This is a genomic window from Bosea sp. 685, assembly GCF_031884435.1.
In the GTDB taxonomy this organism is placed as follows: domain Bacteria; phylum Pseudomonadota; class Alphaproteobacteria; order Rhizobiales; family Beijerinckiaceae; genus Allobosea.
The window spans coordinates 1,123,019-1,141,580 of sequence record NZ_CP134779.1; the positions used below are offsets into that span (position 1 = coordinate 1,123,019).

An 18,562-nucleotide genomic window follows, 5' to 3' on the forward strand; every position below is an offset into this window, starting at 1 on the left:
CCGGGCCGGATTTTGGCCTGCAGATTCAACGCATATCGGGGCCGCGCGTTCCGTCGCCGGATGGTTCAGCCGGGCAGCAGGCGCCGCGCATGCCAGGCGATGTGCTGCGCCATGAAGGTCGAGACGAAGGTGTAGGAGTGGTCGTAGCCCTCGCGCATCGTCAGTTCGAGCGGGATCTCGGCCTGGACGCAGGCAAGCTCCAGCAGCCAGGGCCGCAACCCCTCCTGCAGGAAGCCGTCGGCGGTGCCCTGGTCGACCAGGAGGTCCTTGAGGCGGTGCCCGTCGGCGATCAATGCGGTGGAGTCATATGCGCGCCATGTCGTCTCGTCCGGCCCGAGATATTTCTCGAAGGCGGGCCGCGACCAGCCGGCGGTCGAGGGCTGGGTGATCGGCGCGAAGGCCGAGACTGAGGTGTAACGCATCGGATTCTTGAGCGCGAGCGTGATCGCGCCATGGCCGCCCATCGAATGGCCGAAGATGCCCTGGCGGCCCATGTCGAGCGGAAAATGCTGCGAGACCAGCGCCGGCAATTCGTCGCGGATATAGCTCTCCATGCGATAGTTCTTCGCATAAGGCTCTTGCGTCGCATCGAGATAGAAGCCGGCGCCGGAGCCGAATTGCCAGTTATCCGGCTCGTCGGGAATGCCCTCGCCGCGTGGGCTGGTGTCGGGGCAGATGATGGCGACGCCGTTGGCCGCTGCGGCGGCGCGGTACTCGCCCTTGTCCATGACGTTTTGGTGCGAGCAGGTCAGGCCCGAGAGATACCAGAGCACCGGCACCGGCCCGTCCTCGATCTGCTGCGGCAGGAAGATCGCGAAAGTCATCGGGCAGGCGCAGACCGCGCTGTCATGACGATAGACACGCTGCGAGCCGCCGAAGGCCTTTGAGGAGGAGATGAGTTCCATCGGGTGTCCTTTCGCGGGGGGCGCGGCGAATGCCCTGCCGTCATTCTCGGGCGGAGCCCCCGGGTCCGGCCTCTGGCCGGCCCAAGGATAAACTCCGCGCAGACCCGAGAATCTCATGACGGAAAGGCACTGGTTTCCGAGATGGTCGGGTCAAGCCCGACCATGACGGCTCAGTGCCTGCCAGATGCGGCTAAAGAACGGCCGCTCAATACACCACCACCGACCTGATCGACTTGCCTTCATGCATCAGGTCGAAGCCGTGGTTGATCTCGTCCAGGCTCAGCTTGTGTGTGATCAGGTCGTCGATGTTGATCTTGCCCTCCATGTACCAGTCGACGATTTTCGGCACATCGGTGCGGCCGCGCGCGCCGCCGAACGCGGTGCCCTTCCAGACACGGCCGGTGACGAGCTGGAACGGGCGCGTGGCGATCTCCTTGCCGGCCTCGGCGACGCCGATGACGATCGACTCGCCCCAGCCGCGATGACAGCATTCCAATGCCTGCCGCATCACATCGGTGTTGCCGGTGGCGTCGAACGAGAAATCCGCGCCGCCGCCGGTGAGATCGACGATCGCCTGCACGACCTTGTCGTTGCCGACCTCCTTGGGGTTGATGAAGTCGGTCATGCCGAACTTGCGCGCGATCTCCTGCCTGGCCGGGTTGATGTCGACGCCGATGATCTTGTCGGCGCCGACCATTCGCGCGCCCTGGATGACGTTGAGGCCGATGCCGCCGAGACCGAAGACCACGACATTCGCGCCCGGCCAGACCTTCGCGGTATAGATCACCGCGCCGATGCCGGTCGTCACGCCGCAGCCGATATAGCAGATCTTGTCGAAGGGCGCGTCCTCGCGGACCTTCGCCAGCGCGATCTCGGGCAGGACGGTGAAGTTCGCGAAGGTCGAGCAGCCCATATAATGGAAGACCTCACCGCCATCGCAGGAGAAGCGGCTGGTGCCGTCGGGCATCACGCCCTGGCCCTGCGTGGCGCGGATCGAGGTGCAGAGATTGGTCCGGCGTGACAGGCAGGATTTACAGCTGCGGCATTCCGGCGTGTAGAGCGGGATGACATGGTCGCCGGGCTTCAGCGAGGTTACGCCCGCGCCGATCTCGCGCACGATGCCCGCGCCCTCATGGCCGAGGATCGCCGGGAACTTACCCTCGGAATCCAGCCCCGACAGCGTGTAGGCATCGGTGTGGCAGATGCCCGTCGCCATGACCTCGACCAGCACTTCGCCGGCCTTGGGGCCGCCGATCTCGATGGTCTCGATGGTCAGCGGCTTGCCCGCTTCCCAGGCGACGGCGGCGCGTGTCTTCATCGGGTGTGTCCTTCTTTTGGGGTTTTTGCTTTTTGGGGTCTTGCAGTTATTTCAGATAGGGGCGGATGGCGCGCATGATCTGTGTGATCTCCGCCTCGCCGTCTTGCGGCGTGGTCTTTCCGCTCGCCCTTCCCAGTATGGTTTCGCGCAGATGGCTTTCGAGGACCTCGGCCATCAACCCGGTCGCCGCACCGCGCAGCGCCGAGAGCTGCTGCAGCAGCGCACCGCACTCATCACCGCGCTCGACCGCGAGGACGAGCGCATCGGCCTGCCCTCTGATCCGGCGCAGCCGGGCGATGGCGCGCTTCTTCTCTTCGGGTGTATGCGGCATGCGGTTGGTATACTGGGGTGGAGTATGGAAGGCGGACGCTAATATGGCCCTGGCGAGCGTGTCAATGGCGCCCCAGCGGACTCAAACAAAAACGGCGGCCGCGTTGTCGGGGCCGCCGTTCAGGGAATGCGCGGAAATGGCGCGATCGCTAGAGCCGGATGATTTCAGATTGGGTCACAAAGTGACCCAATCTGAAATCATCCGGCTTTCATCAAAGCGTTAGAGCAGGATCGGTGCGAAAAACCGGTTCCCACTTTTTCGCATCCTGCTCTAGAAGCTGTAAGACGCTTTCACCTTGACCAGATGCTGGCTGAAATTGGTCAGGTCGAGATCGCCGGGCTGGCCCTTGGCCTTGCCGGCGACCTGGATGTTGTAGGCGGCCGAAAGCGCGAGCTGCTTGGTCGCCTGCCAGTAGACGCCGGGACCGGCGAAGGTGGCGTAGCCAGCCTCGGTGCCGAAGCCGAGATCGTTATAGCGGCGCTGATGGCGCACTTCGCCGCTGAGATAGATGCCGTCCACGGCCTGCCAAGCGAGCGAGGCGCCCAAAGTCAGCGTCGAGCTGCGGCCATAGGGGCTGGGGCCTGTCCAGGTCAGGTCATGCGAGACGTTGAGCGCGGCGTAGAGCTTGCCGGGGATCAGCGTCTTGTCGGCAAAAATCCGGATGCCGGTGTTGTAGCCGGTGAAGCGGCTGGCGCCGTCGGGGTCAGTGCGGTTGACGCTGGGATCGAGCACCACGGTCAGGCCGATGCCGTGCAGGTCGCGGCCGAGCAGCTTGTATTTCATTTCGACGCCGGCGCCGTAGCTGCGTGAATCCGCGTTGACGCCGCCGAAGGACGCGTCGGTGTAGTTGCCGAGCAGATAGGGGCCGACCTCGAGGCAAGGCAGCAAGCCGTAGGAGCCCTGGAGCTGGGCGCCGTGGCTGTTGAGCGTGCCGCTGCGCGCACCGAAGCCGCCGCCATAGGTCAGGCTCGGGCCGAAGGAGCCCTTATCCGCGACATCCGAGCCGGTGGTGAAGCCGAAGGCGTCGGTCGGAATGCCCTCACTCTCGCTGCAGGCGGACAAGGTGGCCGGAATCGCCGGCGCGCCCTTGCGCGAGGGCAAGTCGGCGGCGAGGGAGACGGTTGCGGCAGCGGCCGAGCCGAGCAAGGCGAGAGCGACGGATCTGAACGACATGGGCGGGTTCCGGTTGAGGTGAGAGACCCTTATGCAAATGCGAATGATTTGCAATATCTGATTCTGCTGTTTTTCGACGAAATCAGGATGCCTGAGCCGGAAAGACAGCGCGAGAGCCGGTGGCGGCCGGGTTGCGCAATGCGACGGCATGTTGCGCCGCGGCAACATGAATGACGTCAGTGCCGCGCCATATCGCCGAGCCGGGCATGGACCCGGGGTGCGATCGCGGCCAGTTCCGTCACGGGTTTCCAGGCTGCGGCATGGACCTCCTCGATCTGGGCGACGAGCGCCAGCGCCGGGTCGGCGAGGAAGAGATATTGCAGGTCGTGATGGACATGGTCGGGCTCGCCGCGAGCGGGCTTGCCGGGCACGTCATGGCTGTCGATGGCGAAGGGCAGGTCGCCGCCCTGGTGCCAGGGATGCAGCGACAGCCCCTGGACGCCGGTCTCCTCGATCGCCTCGCGCGCTGCCGAATGGTGGAAGGCCTCGGCCTTCTCGTAATGGCCGCCGGGCTGGAGCCAGCGGCCGATCACGACATGGTCGATCAGCAGCACCTTGGTGTGGTCGGGCGAGAGCACGATCGCGCTGGTGGTGAGATGTCCGGGCATGGTCGCGCGCTCGTCGAGCGCATCGCTTCGCGCGATCTGCCAGCGCAGCAGCGCCAGATGCTCGCGCGGGGAGGCGACCTCGGTGCGATAGCGCGCGACGATCAATGACAGGCGGTCGAGGAAGGATAGGGCGGTCATGCGTCCAGTCTAGCCGATTCGCTGGTTTTCAGGGCGGAGGCAGGTGGTATTCCTCGAACTTGCCGTTCCGGGGGCCGTCATAGCCGATCAGGACGGTCAGTCCGGCGGCGTCCTCGCCGGTGACGACGAGCGCCTCGGCCTTGGCGCTGTCGCGGTTGCGCAGCTTGCCCAGTTCCCGCACCGTCTCGGGCCGCGCCGGATCGATGAGCATCACCGCATAGTCCAGATCCTGCTCCTGCGCCGGGCCGACCAGAGCGAGCAGCCGGCCATCCCCAAGGGTTGCGAGATCGCGAAAGCCGCGCTGGCCCCCGAGCGGGACGGCCACGAGCCTGGGCTCGCCGCGCGCCGGTTCGTGTCCGGTCGCGAACAGGTCGGCGAGGCTCGCGCCGACGAGGAAGGCCTTGCCGTCAAGCGAGGGCGCGCGCAGGCCGGCCCAGAGCCGGTCTCCGGCAACAGCGATCGCCTCGACATTCATGCCGTTGGCGCTCATCAGATCCCGGCCGAAGAAGCCGCCGGCGGAGCCTGCCCGGCGCAGCAGGTCGCTCAGGCGATAGGTCAATTCGGGCGCGCCCTCGGCCCGGCCATTGGCGTCGACCTTGATGCGGGCGAGGTGGAAGGCCGAAAGCCGGAACTGGCCGGAATGGCGCGAGCAGCCATGCGAGCCGGCGACATAGAAATAGGGCGCGGAGAATGCGACGCTCTCGCCGTCGAGATCGCGGAACTTGCCCTGTTCCGGACAGGCCACTGCTGGCGGAGCGCCGAGCGTGGCCGGTGATGGCCCGTCGCCAAGCAATGGCATGCTTTCGCCGGGCGTGATCGCGCCATCGGCCAACGTCGCGAATTGCGCGGCCGTGTTCTCGTCATTGATCAGCAGGCAGCGCTGCTTGCCGTCGCGCGCCGGCATGCAGGCCATACCGCTGATGTCATGGGCGGGTTTGCCAGGCTTCTTGCCGGCGAAGTCGCTCATGGCCTCGATGCGACGCAATGGCTGCAATGTGTCGGCCAGGGCAGGCGAGGTCGCGAACAGAGCGCCGGCGAGCAGGGCGCAGAGCCGCGGATGCCGCATGATCCGTTTTCCCTCGGAGTTCATATCAGCCTCTAGCCCTCCAGCCAGGATTTCATCACGCGCCAGAAGGCGAAGCGCTGCTTGCTCGAGACCAGCGTATGCGCCGCGCCTGGAATGATGGTGAGCTGCTTGTCGCCATTGGGCAGTTTCTTGAAGAAATCGCAGATATCGTCCATCGAGGCGATACCGTCATATTGCCCGCTGATCATCAGGACCGGCGCGGTGACGCGGTCGGGATGAACCACCGGCAGGTTGACCGTCATGTCGAGATAGGTGCCGGCGGGCACGCTGTCGCCGAAGGGCAGTTCGGCCTTGACGAAGGCGTCGATCACGTCCTGGTCGGTGGTGTCGGGCTTGTCGCGGGTAAAAATGCTGCCCAGCATGCCGGCATCGCGCGGCCTGCGGTTATGCGTGCGGAAATACTCCGCCTGCTCGGCCCGCTTGCTGAGCGTGCCCGAGCCCTGGCCGGTATAGGTGAAGGCCTGCAGCACCAGCCGCCCGACGCGGTCCGGCCGCGCCATCGCATAGGCGCCGACGCGCAGCGCACCCGAGCTTTCGCCCATCATATGCATGCGCTCCTGGCCGGTTTCGCGGCGCACGAGGTCGCCTGCGACGATCAGATCCGCGACGCCGCTGGCGATGTCGGAATTGCCGGAGGTGCGAGTGGATTTGCCATAGCCCTCATGGTCCATGGTCCAGACGTCATAACCCCAGCGCGCGGCGACATTCATCAGCGAGATGTCGTCGCGCCCGGGAATGGTCAGGTCGTATGTCGGCCGGCCCGAAGCCGATGAGCCGTGCACGAAGAACAGCACCGGCAATGGCTTGCCGCCCGGCGGCCCGACGCGCTTGCGGTAGATCGCAAGCTCCACGCCGGGCGCTTTCGTGGCGCTGTATTCGGCGCTCCAGATCGCGGCCTCCTCGGCCTTTGCGCCCTGGCTGTCGAGCGATGAGGCCAGACCGCCAAGGGCCGCCCCCTGAAGCAGCGTGCGACGGTGAAGCATATGCGACCCTCCCGGAGCCCGATCTTGATTTCGGTCAGAGTAGGAGGGTGGAGGCGGGGGCGACAAGCGGGGCTGCATGGCTTGCGATCACCAATGCGAGATTGGGGGGCATTTGGGAGCCGGGACGCCTCTTCCCTTCTCCCACCCATCTCGGGCTTGCCCGAGATGGGCAACCAAGGTGTCAAAGTCGGCAACAGCCGACTTTGATGTGGGAGAAGGTGGCGCGCAGCGCCGGATGAGGGGGCGCCGTGCCCTGTCAGGTTGGCGTCGTGTTCGGCTAGATGGAACGCTCACAGCGCCCCCTCATCCGTCTCGGCTTCGCCGATCCACCTTCCCCCGCGAGGGGGAAGGGAAGAAGGCGCGCGAAATCCCCGCTCGCGCCTATGCGCCGCGGCACTCCGCCTTCGGCGTTCTTCCTTAAGGCTCCGACCATCGACGTGCCGAGGAGGAACGCGTTTCAAAGATGCTGGGGCGAGCCCGAGCATGACGCGGTGATCGCCGCGCGTGCGTCCTCGGTTGACATACTCATAACTCTCTGGTTATTGATCGAAACAATAACCAGAGAGTTATGGATTCGATGCCGGACAGCCACGACATGCTCTTCAGGACGCTCGCCGATCCGACCCGGCGGGCCATCTTCGAGCGGCTGTGCCGTGACGGCGAGCAGACGGTCGGGGCCCTGACGGCCCGGGCCGGCGTCTCGCAGCCGGCGGTGTCGAAACATCTCGGCGTGCTGAAGCAGGCCGGGCTGGTGCGTGACCGTCACCAAGGTCGCCAGACGCATTATTGCGCGCAGCCCGGCGCCCTGACCGCGCTGATCGATTGGACAAGCCAGATGGCCGGGTTCTGGGAAGCCCGTTTTGACGATCTCGAAGACATACTGAAGAGGATGGACCAATGACCGAAACATTGACCGAGATCCGCTCCGTCGTTGTCGAACGGGAGCTCTCTCATCCGCCGGAAAAGATCTGGCGAGCGCTCACGCAACCGCAACTGATCGCGGAGTGGCTGATGAAGAGCGACTTCAAGCCTATCATGGACCACCGTTTCAGCCTTCGCGCCGATTGGGGTGCTGTTGACTGCCAGGTCCTGGCTATCGAGCCGAACAGGGCGCTGTCCTATAGCTGGGGCGCTTACGGCCTCGAGAGTGTCGTCACCTGGACACTGACCCCGACGCCCGGCGGGACTCATCTGCGCATGGAGCAGTCGGGCTTCCGGCCAGACCAGCAGCAGGCCTATCAGGGCGCCAAAGCCGGGTGGCCGCAGTTCTTTGCAAATCTGGAGCAGCTTCTGGCGCGGGTGGACTGACGCCCGCCGGAGCGGGGCAAGGCGAAGGACGAGTCTATCGGACAGGGCCGATGATCGGCACCTGGCTGATAAATCGAAGCGCCGCTTTACAGCGGTGCTTCGATCTCTTGGCAGCAGTCCTCACAACTTCCCATAAGCCGGGACGGTCAGGAACTCCTCGAATTCCGGCGCGAGCGAGAGCTGCGAGAACAGCGCGATCGCCTCCGGGAAGCGGCCCTTGTCGTAGGCGTCGGCTCCCAGCTCGCCCTTGACGCGCTCCATCTCCTGCGCGAGGCAGCGCTTGAACAGATCGGCGGTGACTTTCGTGCCGCCATCGACCTCGACGCCGTATTGCACGAACTGCCAGATCTGGGCGCGGCTGATCTCGGCGGTCGCTGCGTCTTCCATCATGTTGTAGATCGGCACCGCGCCGCGGCCGCGCAGCCAGGCTTCGAGATATTGCACGCCGACGCGGATGTTCTCGCGGAAGCCCTCCTCCGAGCGCGTGCCCTGATGGACTTCCAGCAGATTTTCGCGTCCCACCTGCACGTCGGTGCGCAGCTTGTCGAGCTGGTTGGCCTGCGGCATCAGCCGGTCGAACACCTCCATGGCGACGGGGACGAGGTCGGGATGGGCAACCCAGGTGCCGTCATGGCCGTCGCCGGCCTCGCGCTCCTTGTCGGCCTTGACCTTGGCGAAAGCCGCGGCATTGGCCTCAGGATTGTTCTTGACCGGGATCTGCGCCGCCATGCCGCCCATGGCGAAGGCGCCGCGGCGGTGGCAGGTCTTGATCAGGAGCAGCGAATAGGCGCGCAGAAAAGCCTTGGTCATCACGACCTGAGAACGGTCGGGCAGGACGTAGGCCGCGTTGCGGGCGAGCTTCTTGATGAAGGAGAAGATGTAGTCCCAGCGGCCGCAATTCAGGCCCGCCATATGGTCCTTCAGCTCGAACAGGATCTCGTCCATCTCGAAGGCAGCCGGCAGGGTCTCGATCAGGACGGTCGCCTTGATCGTTCCGACCTTCAGGCCAAGCGCGTTCTGGGCGGCGACAAAAACGTCGTTCCAGAGGCGGGCCTCGAGATGGCTCTCGAGCTTGGGCAGGTAGAAATAAGGGCCCGAGCCCGCCGCCAGCGCAGCCTTGGCGTTGTGGAAGACATAGAGGCCGAAATCGACCAAGGAGCCCGAAGCGATCTCCCCGTCGATCTCGATATGCGCTTCCGGCAGATGCCAGCCGCGCGGGCGGATGATCAGAACGGCGGGCTTGTCCTTGAGCTTGTAGGCCTTGCCGGTGGTCTTATCGGTGAAGTCGATCTTGCCGGCCCAGCGATCCCGGAGATTGAGCTGGCCCTCGATCATATTGGCCCAGACCGGCGAGGAGGCGTCCTCGAAATCGGCCATGAAGACTTTTGCGCCGGAGTTCAGCGCGTTGATGATCATCTTGCGATCGACCGGGCCGGTGATCTCGACACGGCGATCCTGCAGATCGGCGGGGATGGCTGAGACCTTCCAGTCGCCCTCGCGGATATGGCGGGTCTCGGCCAGGAAGTCGGGCGTCTCGCCGGCGTCGAAACGCTTCTGGCGCTCAGTGCGCAGGCTCAGCAGGCGCTTGCGCGTCTCGTTGAAGCGGCGCTGCAGATCGGCGACGAAGGTAAGCGCATCAAATGTGAGGATCTCGTCGAAGCGCGGGCCGAGCGCGCCCTTGATGACGACGCCCTTGGGCAGGCTGAGGCCGTTGGCTTGAGATGGCGACATGATCTTCTCCCTGCGGCGCGAATGCTGCCAGCATCATGTCTCAGTGCTCGCCTTCTCGAAATGCGGAAAAGAGACTGATCACCTTTCTCGATTTGGAAATAATGCCTCCGGTCGCATGCTGGCTCCGACGCGTGTACGGCAGGCCTCTTTTGATTGCGTGCGGCTCTATATTCTCGCATAAGTTGTGCTACCGCAACGTTATTTGCAGCAACTGCGAGATGGGGCCGAGTTCCTATGATCAATTTTAGCGATTCGTAAGGTCCTGGACGCCATCGCTCACCCGGCCGAAAGCGGCGCAAGGCTGAGAGGTGGCAGGCGATGATGCGGATCAAGGCGATGACGCGGGTCAAGGTCTGGGCGACGCGGTTCATGTCGCTTTGGGCGGGTTTTGCTGGAGACCGCTCGGGCAATGTCATGATGCTGTTCGGCCTCGCCATGATCCCGGTCCTCGGGCTGGTCGGCGCGGCGGTCGACTACTCCCGCGCCACCACGATGCGCACGATGCTCAACGCGGCGATCGATTCCGCTGCACTGATGGCGGCGCGTGACGCGACCAAGCTGAGCGACGCGCAATTGCGCGAACGCGTCAATGGCTGGATCCGCGCGAGCTTGCATGGCGATGCCGCGAAGGGCTTCAGCGCCGCCACGATCGCCATCGACCGCACCGGCCGCACGATCAGCGTCAGCGCCACGGCGAGCCTGACGGCAAGCCTGACGCAATTGATCGGCCAGAACGCCATCCAGATCAGCAGCAGCAGCCAGTCGTCATGGGGCACCAACACGATCGAGCTTGCTCTGGTGCTCGACAATACCGGCTCGATGGCGTCGTCGGGCAAGATGACCGCGCTGAAAGCGGCCTCGCTCGATCTCCTGAAGATCATGAAGGAGGCGACCTCCGAGCCGGACCAGATCAAGATCTCGATCGTGCCATTCTCGACCCGGGTCATCCTCGATACGAGCAACAAGAACGCGAACTGGCTGCGCTGGGACCAGTCGGTCACCACTTGCAGTAATTGGTGGCCCTATCCGTGCACGACCACGACCATTTCGAAATCGACCTGGCAAGGCTGCGTGGCGGATCGCGACAAATCCTACGATGTCCAGGACGGCGATGGTGGCGGCACCAATGGGACCGCCTATCCGGCCGATTTCTGCGACGCGTATTCCCCGTCGACCCAGGCGAAGGTCATGCCGTTGACGAGCAATTGGGATGCCTTGACGCAGCGCATCGGTGAGATGACGCCGGTCGGCGCGACCAATGTGACGATCGGCGCCGCCTGGGGCATGGCGACCTTGAGCCCGGGCACGCCCTTCACGGAAGCAAAACCGCTCACCACGCCGCGCCTGAAGAAGTTCATGATCCTGCTGACCGATGGCGACAACACCAAGAACCGCTTTGATGGGGATGGCTCGACCTCGAACCCGAACGTCGATGCGCGCACCAAGCTCGCCTGCGCCAACGCCCAGATCGCGGGAATCGTCGTCTATACGGTTCGCGTCATGGATGGGAACCGGGACCTGCTCAAGGCCTGCGCGTCTGACGCCGGCAAGTATTTCGAAGTGACCGATGCCGCGCAGCTCAGCCCGATCTTCAAGCAGATCGCCAGCGAGATCAGCGCGGTGCGCCTGACGATGTGATCGTCAGATCGCTGGCGCGTCTCGAAAGGATGTGGGCCGTGTCTCCGAAGACTTTCGGTCCATTCCGATTGTATATGTCAATTTATGCTCTCTATAGTTGTATAGCCAATGATTTCTTCACTGCATTTCCGAGATAGCGGCCAGTTCCGATAGTCGTTTTTATCAATTCGTAAGTTCCAGACCCCATCGCTTCCTTAGCCGAATGCGGCTTTTGGGTTGTGGGATGCCAAGTCGATGATGCGGATCGGGTCCTTGCGTCGGGTTATGCGATCGTTTCGGTCCGATCGAAGCGGCAACGTGCTCACCCTGTTCGCGATCACGCTCGTGCCGATTCTGGCGCTGACCGGCGGGCTGATCGACTACACCGAGGCGGCGAACGCCAGGATCCAGCTCAATGCTGCGGCGGATTCGGCTGCGCTCGCTGCCGTCTCGCAAGCGGCGATGCTGAAATCGATCGCCGATTCCAAGGCCGATGCGGAGAAAATCTTCGACGCCAACGCCGCGAGCTACAAGAGCATGGTGGCGAGCCGGACCGTCGAGATCACCAATGTCGGGCTGAGCCGTTCGGCCAAGGTCGTCTACAGCGCGAATTACCCGACCTATTTCGCCAGCTTCGTCGGCCAGGGCAAGGTCGTGGTCTCGGGCACGTCGAGCGCCGCAGGAGCGCGCGCGCCCTTCATCGATTTCTTCCTGCTGCTCGACAATTCGCCCTCGATGGGAGTGGCCGCGACGACAGACGACATCGCTGTCATGGTGGCCAAGACCACAGACCAATGCGCCTTCGCCTGCCATCAGATGGATAAAGCGACCAGCGACTACTACACGCTCGCCAAGAAGCTCGGCGTGCAGATGCGCATCGACGTGGTGCGCTCTGCTTCACAGCAATTGATGGATACGGCCAAATCGACGGCGACGCTGACCGGCCAATATCGCATGGCGGCCTACACCATGGGCCCTTCCTGCAATGGCAAGACGCTGACGACGATCCAGTCGATCACCTCCGACCTCACTGCCGCGAAGACCTCGGCGGCGGCCATCGACCTGATGACGATTCCCTATGCGGGATATAACAACGACCAATGCACCGATTTCGACGCGACGCTGACGAGCATGAACGCGGTGATCGACAATCCGGGCGACGGATCGAGCGCGGCCTCGCCGCAGAAGGTGCTCTACTTCGTCTCCGACGGCGTCGGCGATTTCTATAATCCAAGCGGCTGCTCGCAGCCGACGACCAGCGGGCGTTGCCAGGAGCCGATCGACACCAGCTTCTGCAAGACGATCAAGGATCGCGGCATCAAGATCGCGGTGCTCTACACGACCTATCTGCCGCTGCCGACGAACAGCTGGTACAACAGCTGGATCAAGCCGTTCTCGGCCAAGATCCCGACCAATATGCAGGCTTGTGCGTCGCCGGGCCTCTATTTCGAGGTCAGCCCGAGCCAGGGCATCGCGGAGGCGATGAACGCCTTGTTCCAGCGCATCGTGACCAAGGCCTATCTGTCGATGTGAAGGGCGACGCGTGATCTGATCTGATCAGGCGCCTGAGAGCTCAGCAAAGCGCGCGAGGAAACGCGCCTGGGCGGTTTCGGTGTCGAGCGGGTCGAGCCAGGCCATGACCGCGCGCGGCAGCGCCTGGGGCCGGCCGAAGAAACGCAGCGCCTCGTCCCGTGCGAAGCCGGCAAGCTCCGTCGCCTCGAAGAAGGCGGCGACCATATCGGCCTCCTTAGTCTTGCGCTTGAGTACGGCCGGCGTGGTACCCGGCAAGGCGAAGCGCAGATGGATCGCGGTCAGCAACCGCAGCTCCACGCTCTTATAGGCGTCGCCCATCACCACCTTGAAGGGCGAGATCATGTCGCCGATGACGTATTCCGGCGCGTCGTGCAGCAAGGCCATCAAGCGCCAGGCATCGGGCCAGCCCGGGTTGAGATGGCTGGCAATCGCCTCGACCAGCAGGCTGTGCTGCGCCACCGAGAAGGAATGGGCGCCGTGCGTCTGGCCGTTCCAGCGGGCGACGCGGGCAAGCCCGTGCGCGATGTCCTCGATCTCGATGTCGAGCGGGGAAGGGTCGAGCAGATCGAGCCGGCGGCCCGACAGCATGCGCTGCCAGGCGCGCGGCGGAGAGGGGGGCTTGGCCATGCTCAGGCCACTGGGCGAGCGTCGCGCGCCAGCACGGCGCATTCCTGCCAGCGGAAGCAGTCGGTGAGATGGTCGTTGACCAGCCCGCAAGCCTCCATGAAGGCATAGACGATGGTCGGGCCGCAGAAGGTGAAGCCGGCTTTCTTCAATTCCTTCGCCATGGCCTCGGAGATCTTCGTCTGCGTCGGCACCTCCTCATGGGTGCGGAAGGCGTTCTGCGTGACGCGGCCGTCGAGATGCTTCCAGAGAAAATCGGCGAAGGGCTCGCGCTCGCTGATGGCGAGATAGGCGCGCGCGCTCTTGATCGCACCCTCGATCTTGCCGCGATGGCGGATGATGCCGGGGTCGGCGAGCAGGCGCAGCACATCGGCCTCGGTGAAACGAGCGATCGCCTCCGGCTCGAAATCGGCGAAGCCGGCGCGGAAGGCGTCGCGCTTGCGCAGGATGGTGATCCAGGAAAGCCCGGCCTGGAAGCCGTCGAGGATCAGCTTCTCGAACAAGGCGCGGGAATCATATTCCGGCACGCCCCATTCGGTGTCGTGATAGGCGAGGTAGAGCGGGTCGGTTCCAGGCCAGACGCAGCGGAATTTCCCGTCCGGCCCCTCGACGGCGGCGCGTCCGCTCATGCTGCGGCTCCGAAGTCCGGTTCGCCGGGGAAGGGGAAGCGGATAAAACCGGGTTTGGCCAGAACGAAGGCGAGGCCGCCGCCATTGAGCGTGAGGCCTTCGGAGAGCGCATCCGCGACACGGTCGAGCCGGAGCATGGCAAGCCCGCGCCCCTTCGCGCCCGAGCCGATGCGCCCGAGCGTCTTGGCCCCGGCCGTCGCCTCGACCCCGGTTTCGCAGGCGATCCCCTCGGTGAAGACCACCGGCACGATGCGGGTGCGCGCCGTGCCGCGGTGCTGCATGCGCGAGACGACCTCCTGGCCGATATAGCAGCCCTTCTTGAAGGAGACGCCGCCGAGCTGGTCGAGCAGCACCTCATGCGGGAAGGCGTCGCCATAGACGAAGTCCCTGCCGCCATCGGGCACGCCCAAGGCGATCCGCCTGGCATGATAGGTCTCGGTATCGTCGGCCGCGATCTCCTCGACGCCGGCGCGGTCGGTAATGGCGCGCTGGCCGAGCGCGGGCAGGCGCGGATCGGCATAGACGAGGCCTGAATCCTCCGGCAGGGGCGAGCCGTCGGCCGAGGCGATGACGGCGCTGGCCTCGCTCAAATCGTCGAGGGTGACCTTGGCACGCAGCTTGTAGAGTTTCAGGCGTTTCATCAGATCAGTGGTCTGGAGCAGCGGAACGTCGAGCAGGAAGCCGCCGCCATCCTCATCTGACAGCGCGACGATGAAGAAGTCGCAGATGATCTTGCCTTGCGGTGTCAGCAGCGCTCCGTAGCCCGAGCCGGCACGGTCCGGCGTCACGAGGTCCAGATCATTGGTGACGAGGTTCTGCAGGAAATCGCGGTCATCCTCGCCGTTGACGCGGATGACGCCGCGATCGATCAATCGGGTTGCGGACATGGGCAGCCGTTCCAGTTCTGAATTCCCTGCCGGGGCTCGTTAGCCGAAAGGGATCATTGTGCCACCCGAAAGCTGTTTCCGCTTCCGAGATGGCGAGTCTGTGGATAGGTAGGCCGCATCCGTCCTTTGCTCAACTGCCCGGAGACAAGCCATGCCGCAGACCTATGATGTCATCCTCAAGGGCGGCACTGTGGTGAACCAGGATGGCCGCGTTGCGCGCGACCTCGGCATCACCGGCGGCAAGATCGTCGCGCTCGGCGATCTCTCCCGCGCCTCTGCGGCGGAGACCGTCGACTGCACCGGCCTGCATATCCTGCCCGGCGTGATCGACTCACAGGTGCATTTCCGTGAGCCGGGGCTCGACCATAAGGAAGATCTGGAGACCGGGTCGCGCGCCGCCGTGCTGGGCGGCGTCACCACCGTCTTCGAGATGCCCAACACCATTCCCCAGACCACGGACGAGGCGGCGCTCGCCGACAAGATCCGGCGTGGGCGCCACCGCATGCATTGCGACTTCGCCTTCTGGGTCGGCGGCACGCATGAGAACGCCAAGCATGTCGCCGAGCTGGAGCGATTGCCCGGCGCTGCCGGCATCAAGGTGTTCATGGGTTCCTCGACCGGCGATCTCCTGGTCGAGGACGACAAGGGCGTCGCCGAAATCCTGAAGCGCACGCGCCGCCGCGCCGCCTTCCACTCCGAGGACGAGACCATGCTGCGCGAGCGCATGGGGCTGCGCGTCGCGGGCGATCCGTCGAGCCATCCGGTCTGGCGCTCGCCGGAGGTAGCGCTGACCTGCACGCAACGGCTCGTGCGCATCGCGCGCGAGACCGGGGCGCGCGTTCACATCCTGCACATCTCGACTGCAGAGGAGATGGTCTTCCTGAAAGACCACAAGGATGTCGCGACCGTCGAGGTCTTGCCAAATCACCTGACGCTGGTCGCGCCCGATTGCTATGAGCGGCTTGGTACCTATGCCCAGATGAACCCGCCGATCCGCGACGACAGCCACCGCCAGCGCATCTGGTGGGGCGTGGAGCAGGGGATTGTCGACGTGCTCGGCTCCGACCATGCGCCCCATACCCATGAAGAGAAGCACCACGCCTATCCCGCCAGCCATTCCGGCATGCCGGGCGTACAGACGCTGGTTCCGATCATGCTCGACCATGTCAACGCAGGCAGGCTGACGCTGGAGCGCTTCGTCGATCTGTCGAGCCATGGGCCGCAGCGCATCTTCGGGCTCGAGGGCAAGGGCCGGATCGCAGCCGGCTACGACGCAGATCTCACCATCGTCGATCTCAAGCGCCGGGAGACGATCACCAATGAGTGGGCCGCCTCGAAATGCGGCTGGACACCTTATGACGGCGTCACCGTCACCGGTTGGCCGGTCGGCACCTATGTGCGCGGGCAGAAGGTGATGTGGGAGAGCGAAATCGTCACACCAGCTCAGGGTGAGCCGGCGCGCTTCCTGGAGGCTCTGCCGCGCTAGAGCAGGATGCGAAAAAGTGGGAACCGGTTTTTCGCATTGATCCTGTTCTCACTCTTTGATGAGAGGCGGATTCAGATTTTAGACCGGATCACTTTGTGATCCGGTCTAAAATCATCCGGCTCTAGTCGCATGAGGCCGAGGAAGCGCTGCAAGGCACGGCTCTCATAGGCGTCGCGGCGGCGGATGAAGAGCGTCGTCACGGCGCCTTCATCGCCGTCGATCGGGTGCCAGCGCAGGGCCTCGCGCTGGGCCGACTGCATGAACACCGCCTTGGGCAGCAAGGTGATACCGACGCCGGCGGCGACGCAGCCGAGAATGCCGTCCAGCGTGCCGAATTCGAGGCGCGCATAGGAGGGCAGCCCGAGGCGCGCCAGCACCTGCTCCAGGCGCTGGCGATAGGAGCAGCCGGGGCGGAAGGTCAGCACGCTCAGCCCGGTCGAGGCGCTGCGCCGGAGGGCGTCGAGATCGCCGATCGCCTCCGGCGTCACCAGCCCCAATGTCTCTTCGAAGACCGGCAGGGCCGCGATCTCGTCATGCTGGATCGGGCCCGCCACGAAGGCGCCGTCGATCTCGCGGCGCAGGACACCCTCGACGAGCTGTGCGGTCGGCCCGGTCTGGAGGCTCAGGCGCACGGCGGGGCAGGCCTGGTGGAACGCCGCCAGCAGCGGTGGCAGGCGGATCGCGGCGGTCGTCTCCATCGAGCCGAGCTGCAGCACACCTTGCTCGGCGGCGTTGTCGCGTGCCGCGACCTTCGCCTCCCGCAGTAGCGAGAGCACACGCTCGGCATAGGGCAGCAGGCGCTGGCCGGCTTCCGTCAGCGCCATGCCACGGCTGTGGCGCTCGAACAATGCGAGGCCGATCTCGTCTTCAAGAGCCTTGATCCGCATCGTGACATTGGACTGGACCGTATGGATCTCCCGCGCTGCCGCGGAGATGCCGCCGGACCGGGCCACGGCGGTGAAAGTGGTCAGCTCGTTGAGATCCATCGGCCGGCGTTCTCAATTCCAGATGACTATAATCTTAATAATTCATTTTAGCAGAACGATAGGATGATCTAGCCTCGCTGTCGACCGGAAGCCTGCGGCGAGGACCGACACCATGACGATCACGACCCCCCTGACCCGGATGCTGGACGTCAAGCATCCCATCCTGCTCGCAGCTATGGATCTCGTAGCTGACGCTAGGCTGACGCGCGTGGTCTCGCAGGCCGGCGGCTTCGGCATTTTGGGCGGCGGCTATGGCGACGCCGACTGGCTGGGCAGAGAGCTTCCCAAGCTGGTGGAAGCCCGCGAGGCGTCGCCTTTTCGCTTTGGCGTCGGCTTCATCACCTGGGGGCTGGCCAGGCAGCCGGAGCTGCTCGACCTCACGCTCGCTGCCAAGCCCGACGCGGTCTGGCTCTCCTTCGGCGATCCCGAGCCTTTCGCCGGCAAGATCAAGGCTGCCGGAGCACGCCTGATCTGCCAGGTGCAGTCGGTCGAGATGGCGCGCGACGCGGTGGCGAAGGGGGCCGACATCATCGTGGCGCAAGGGTCGGAAGCGGGCGGGCACGGCGCCTCGCGTGGCACCTTCGCGCTGGTGCCGGCGGTGGTCGATGCCGTTGGCGACAGGGCGATCGTGGTCGCTGCGGGTGGCGTGGCCGATGGGCGCGGGCTCGCGGCTGCCTTGATGCTGGGGGCCCAGGGCGTCGTCCTCGGCACGCGGCTCTATGCCAGCCAGGAGGCTGCGGGCCATGGCGCGGCGAAGGAGCGCATCGTCGCGGCCTCCGGCGACGACACGGTGCGCGGGTTGATCTTCGACATCTCGCGCCAGAATGTCTGGCCGGCGCCCTTCACCGGTCGCTGCCTGGTGAACGCGCATGCCGAGCGCTGGAGCGGGCGTGAGGTCGCATTGATGCAGAATATCGCGACAGAGGCGCCGCGTTATCAGGCGGCGCGCGAGGCGGGCGATTTCGACATCGCCGCCGTCATCGCCGGCGAAGCGGCGGGGTTGGTGCGCGAGGTTTTGCCCGCTGCGACGATCGTCACCGAGATCGTCGAGACGGCCGAAGCGCTGCTGGCGAACGGGCAGGGCGGTCCGGTCAGCCTCGGGGCCGTGTAAGGCGCGCCAAAATATTTTCGCCGGGGTTGTCGATCCTGCTTGTGCCCGTTCGACGTGATGTCAGAGAGCGGGTGTTGAAGGTAGCGATAGACGCTTGCCGGACCTGC

General features: G+C 64.8%; 18 protein-coding genes. 6 read left to right on the top strand and 12 right to left on the bottom strand.

The features are described 5' to 3' along the window. Positions 1-65 precede the first annotated feature (65 nt). From fghA to RMR04_RS06415, 7 genes are all read right to left on the bottom strand, one after another. Positions 66-905 (bottom strand): S-formylglutathione hydrolase, encoded by an 840-nt coding sequence (gene fghA / locus RMR04_RS06385; RefSeq protein ID WP_311913619.1) that lies wholly within the window; start codon positions 903-905, stop codon positions 66-68. A 205-nt stretch (positions 906-1,110) separates the two neighbouring features. Then, positions 1,111-2,223 carry an S-(hydroxymethyl)glutathione dehydrogenase/class III alcohol dehydrogenase gene (locus RMR04_RS06390; RefSeq protein ID WP_311913620.1) on the bottom strand — a complete coding sequence of 371 codons (1,113 nt, stop codon included), beginning with the start codon at positions 2,221-2,223 and terminating at the stop codon, positions 1,111-1,113. 46 nt (positions 2,224-2,269) lie between these two features. Next, complete coding sequence (locus RMR04_RS06395) at positions 2,270-2,554, bottom strand: metal-sensing transcriptional repressor (RefSeq protein ID WP_311913621.1); 285 nt, start codon at positions 2,552-2,554, stop codon at positions 2,270-2,272. 270 nt (positions 2,555-2,824) lie between these two features. Then, entirely contained in the window at positions 2,825-3,727 is a 903-nt protein-coding gene (locus tag RMR04_RS06400) for a hypothetical protein (protein ID WP_311913622.1), read from the bottom strand. A gap of 176 nt (positions 3,728-3,903) precedes the next feature. Beyond that, entirely contained in the window at positions 3,904-4,473 is a 570-nt protein-coding gene (locus tag RMR04_RS06405; protein WP_311913623.1) for an NUDIX hydrolase, read from the bottom strand. Positions 4,474-4,501: 28 nt separating this feature from the next. Continuing rightward, positions 4,502-5,539, bottom strand: coding sequence for a DUF3616 domain-containing protein (locus RMR04_RS06410; RefSeq protein WP_311913625.1), 1,038 nt, complete (start codon positions 5,537-5,539; stop codon positions 4,502-4,504). Positions 5,540-5,571: 32 nt separating this feature from the next. Continuing rightward, positions 5,572-6,543, bottom strand: coding sequence for an alpha/beta hydrolase (locus RMR04_RS06415; RefSeq protein WP_311913626.1), 972 nt, complete (start codon positions 6,541-6,543; stop codon positions 5,572-5,574). A gap of 577 nt (positions 6,544-7,120) precedes the next feature. Here RMR04_RS06415 and RMR04_RS06420 point away from each other — a divergent pair. Together RMR04_RS06420 and RMR04_RS06425 are read left to right on the top strand one after the other, a co-directional pair. Next, positions 7,121-7,444, top strand: a complete 324-nt coding sequence (locus RMR04_RS06420; protein ID WP_311913627.1) for an ArsR/SmtB family transcription factor — start codon at positions 7,121-7,123, stop codon at positions 7,442-7,444. Then, positions 7,441-7,851, top strand: a complete 411-nt coding sequence (locus tag RMR04_RS06425) for an SRPBCC family protein (protein WP_311913628.1) — start codon at positions 7,441-7,443, stop codon at positions 7,849-7,851. The genes RMR04_RS06420 and RMR04_RS06425 overlap by 4 nt, the downstream gene beginning before the upstream one ends. A 120-nt stretch (positions 7,852-7,971) precedes the next feature. Here the strand turns inward: RMR04_RS06425 and aceB are convergent, their stop codons facing one another. Then, entirely contained in the window at positions 7,972-9,582 is a 1,611-nt protein-coding gene (gene aceB / locus RMR04_RS06430; protein WP_311913629.1) for a malate synthase A, read from the bottom strand. A gap of 318 nt (positions 9,583-9,900) precedes the next feature. Between aceB and RMR04_RS06435 the strand changes: the two genes are divergently transcribed. Next, the gene (locus RMR04_RS06435; RefSeq protein WP_311913630.1) at positions 9,901-11,220 is read left to right on the top strand and encodes a pilus assembly protein TadG-related protein; all 1,320 of its coding nucleotides are present in this window, start codon (positions 9,901-9,903) and stop codon (positions 11,218-11,220) included. A gap of 264 nt (positions 11,221-11,484) precedes the next feature. Next, positions 11,485-12,732, top strand: coding sequence for a TadE/TadG family type IV pilus assembly protein (locus tag RMR04_RS06440; RefSeq protein ID WP_311913632.1), 1,248 nt, complete (start codon positions 11,485-11,487; stop codon positions 12,730-12,732). A 24-nt stretch (positions 12,733-12,756) separates the two neighbouring features. Here RMR04_RS06440 and RMR04_RS06445 read toward each other — a convergent pair whose 3' ends face one another. Genes RMR04_RS06445 through RMR04_RS06455 form a run of 3 tightly spaced genes read right to left on the bottom strand, consistent with a single transcriptional unit; the run spans position 12,757 to position 14,872 of the window. Beyond that, complete coding sequence (locus RMR04_RS06445) at positions 12,757-13,359, bottom strand: YfbR-like 5'-deoxynucleotidase (RefSeq protein ID WP_311913633.1); 603 nt, start codon at positions 13,357-13,359, stop codon at positions 12,757-12,759. A gap of 2 nt (positions 13,360-13,361) precedes the next feature. Further along, a complete protein-coding gene (locus tag RMR04_RS06450; RefSeq protein WP_311913634.1) occupies positions 13,362-13,985 on the bottom strand; it encodes a DNA-3-methyladenine glycosylase I in 624 nt (207 codons plus the stop codon). Beyond that, positions 13,982-14,872: a CAF17-like 4Fe-4S cluster assembly/insertion protein YgfZ gene (locus tag RMR04_RS06455; protein WP_311913635.1), complete on the bottom strand. Its 891-nt coding sequence runs from the start codon at positions 14,870-14,872 to the stop codon at positions 13,982-13,984. Before RMR04_RS06455 ends, RMR04_RS06450 begins: the two co-directional genes overlap by 4 nt. A gap of 151 nt (positions 14,873-15,023) precedes the next feature. On the opposite strand from RMR04_RS06455, the gene RMR04_RS06460 reads away from it, so the two are divergent. Then, positions 15,024-16,358: a dihydroorotase gene (locus RMR04_RS06460; RefSeq protein WP_311913636.1), complete on the top strand. Its 1,335-nt coding sequence runs from the start codon at positions 15,024-15,026 to the stop codon at positions 16,356-16,358. 71 nt (positions 16,359-16,429) lie between these two features. On the opposite strand, the gene RMR04_RS06465 is transcribed toward RMR04_RS06460, so the two are convergent. Further along, complete coding sequence (locus RMR04_RS06465; protein ID WP_311913637.1) at positions 16,430-17,344, bottom strand: LysR family transcriptional regulator; 915 nt, start codon at positions 17,342-17,344, stop codon at positions 16,430-16,432. Between the two features lie 112 nt (positions 17,345-17,456). Here RMR04_RS06465 and RMR04_RS06470 point away from each other — a divergent pair, with 112 nt between their 5' ends. After that, on the top strand, positions 17,457-18,455 hold the full coding sequence (locus RMR04_RS06470) for an NAD(P)H-dependent flavin oxidoreductase (protein ID WP_311913638.1): 999 nt from the start codon (positions 17,457-17,459) through the stop codon (positions 18,453-18,455). The last annotated feature ends 107 nt before the right edge of the window (positions 18,456-18,562 follow it).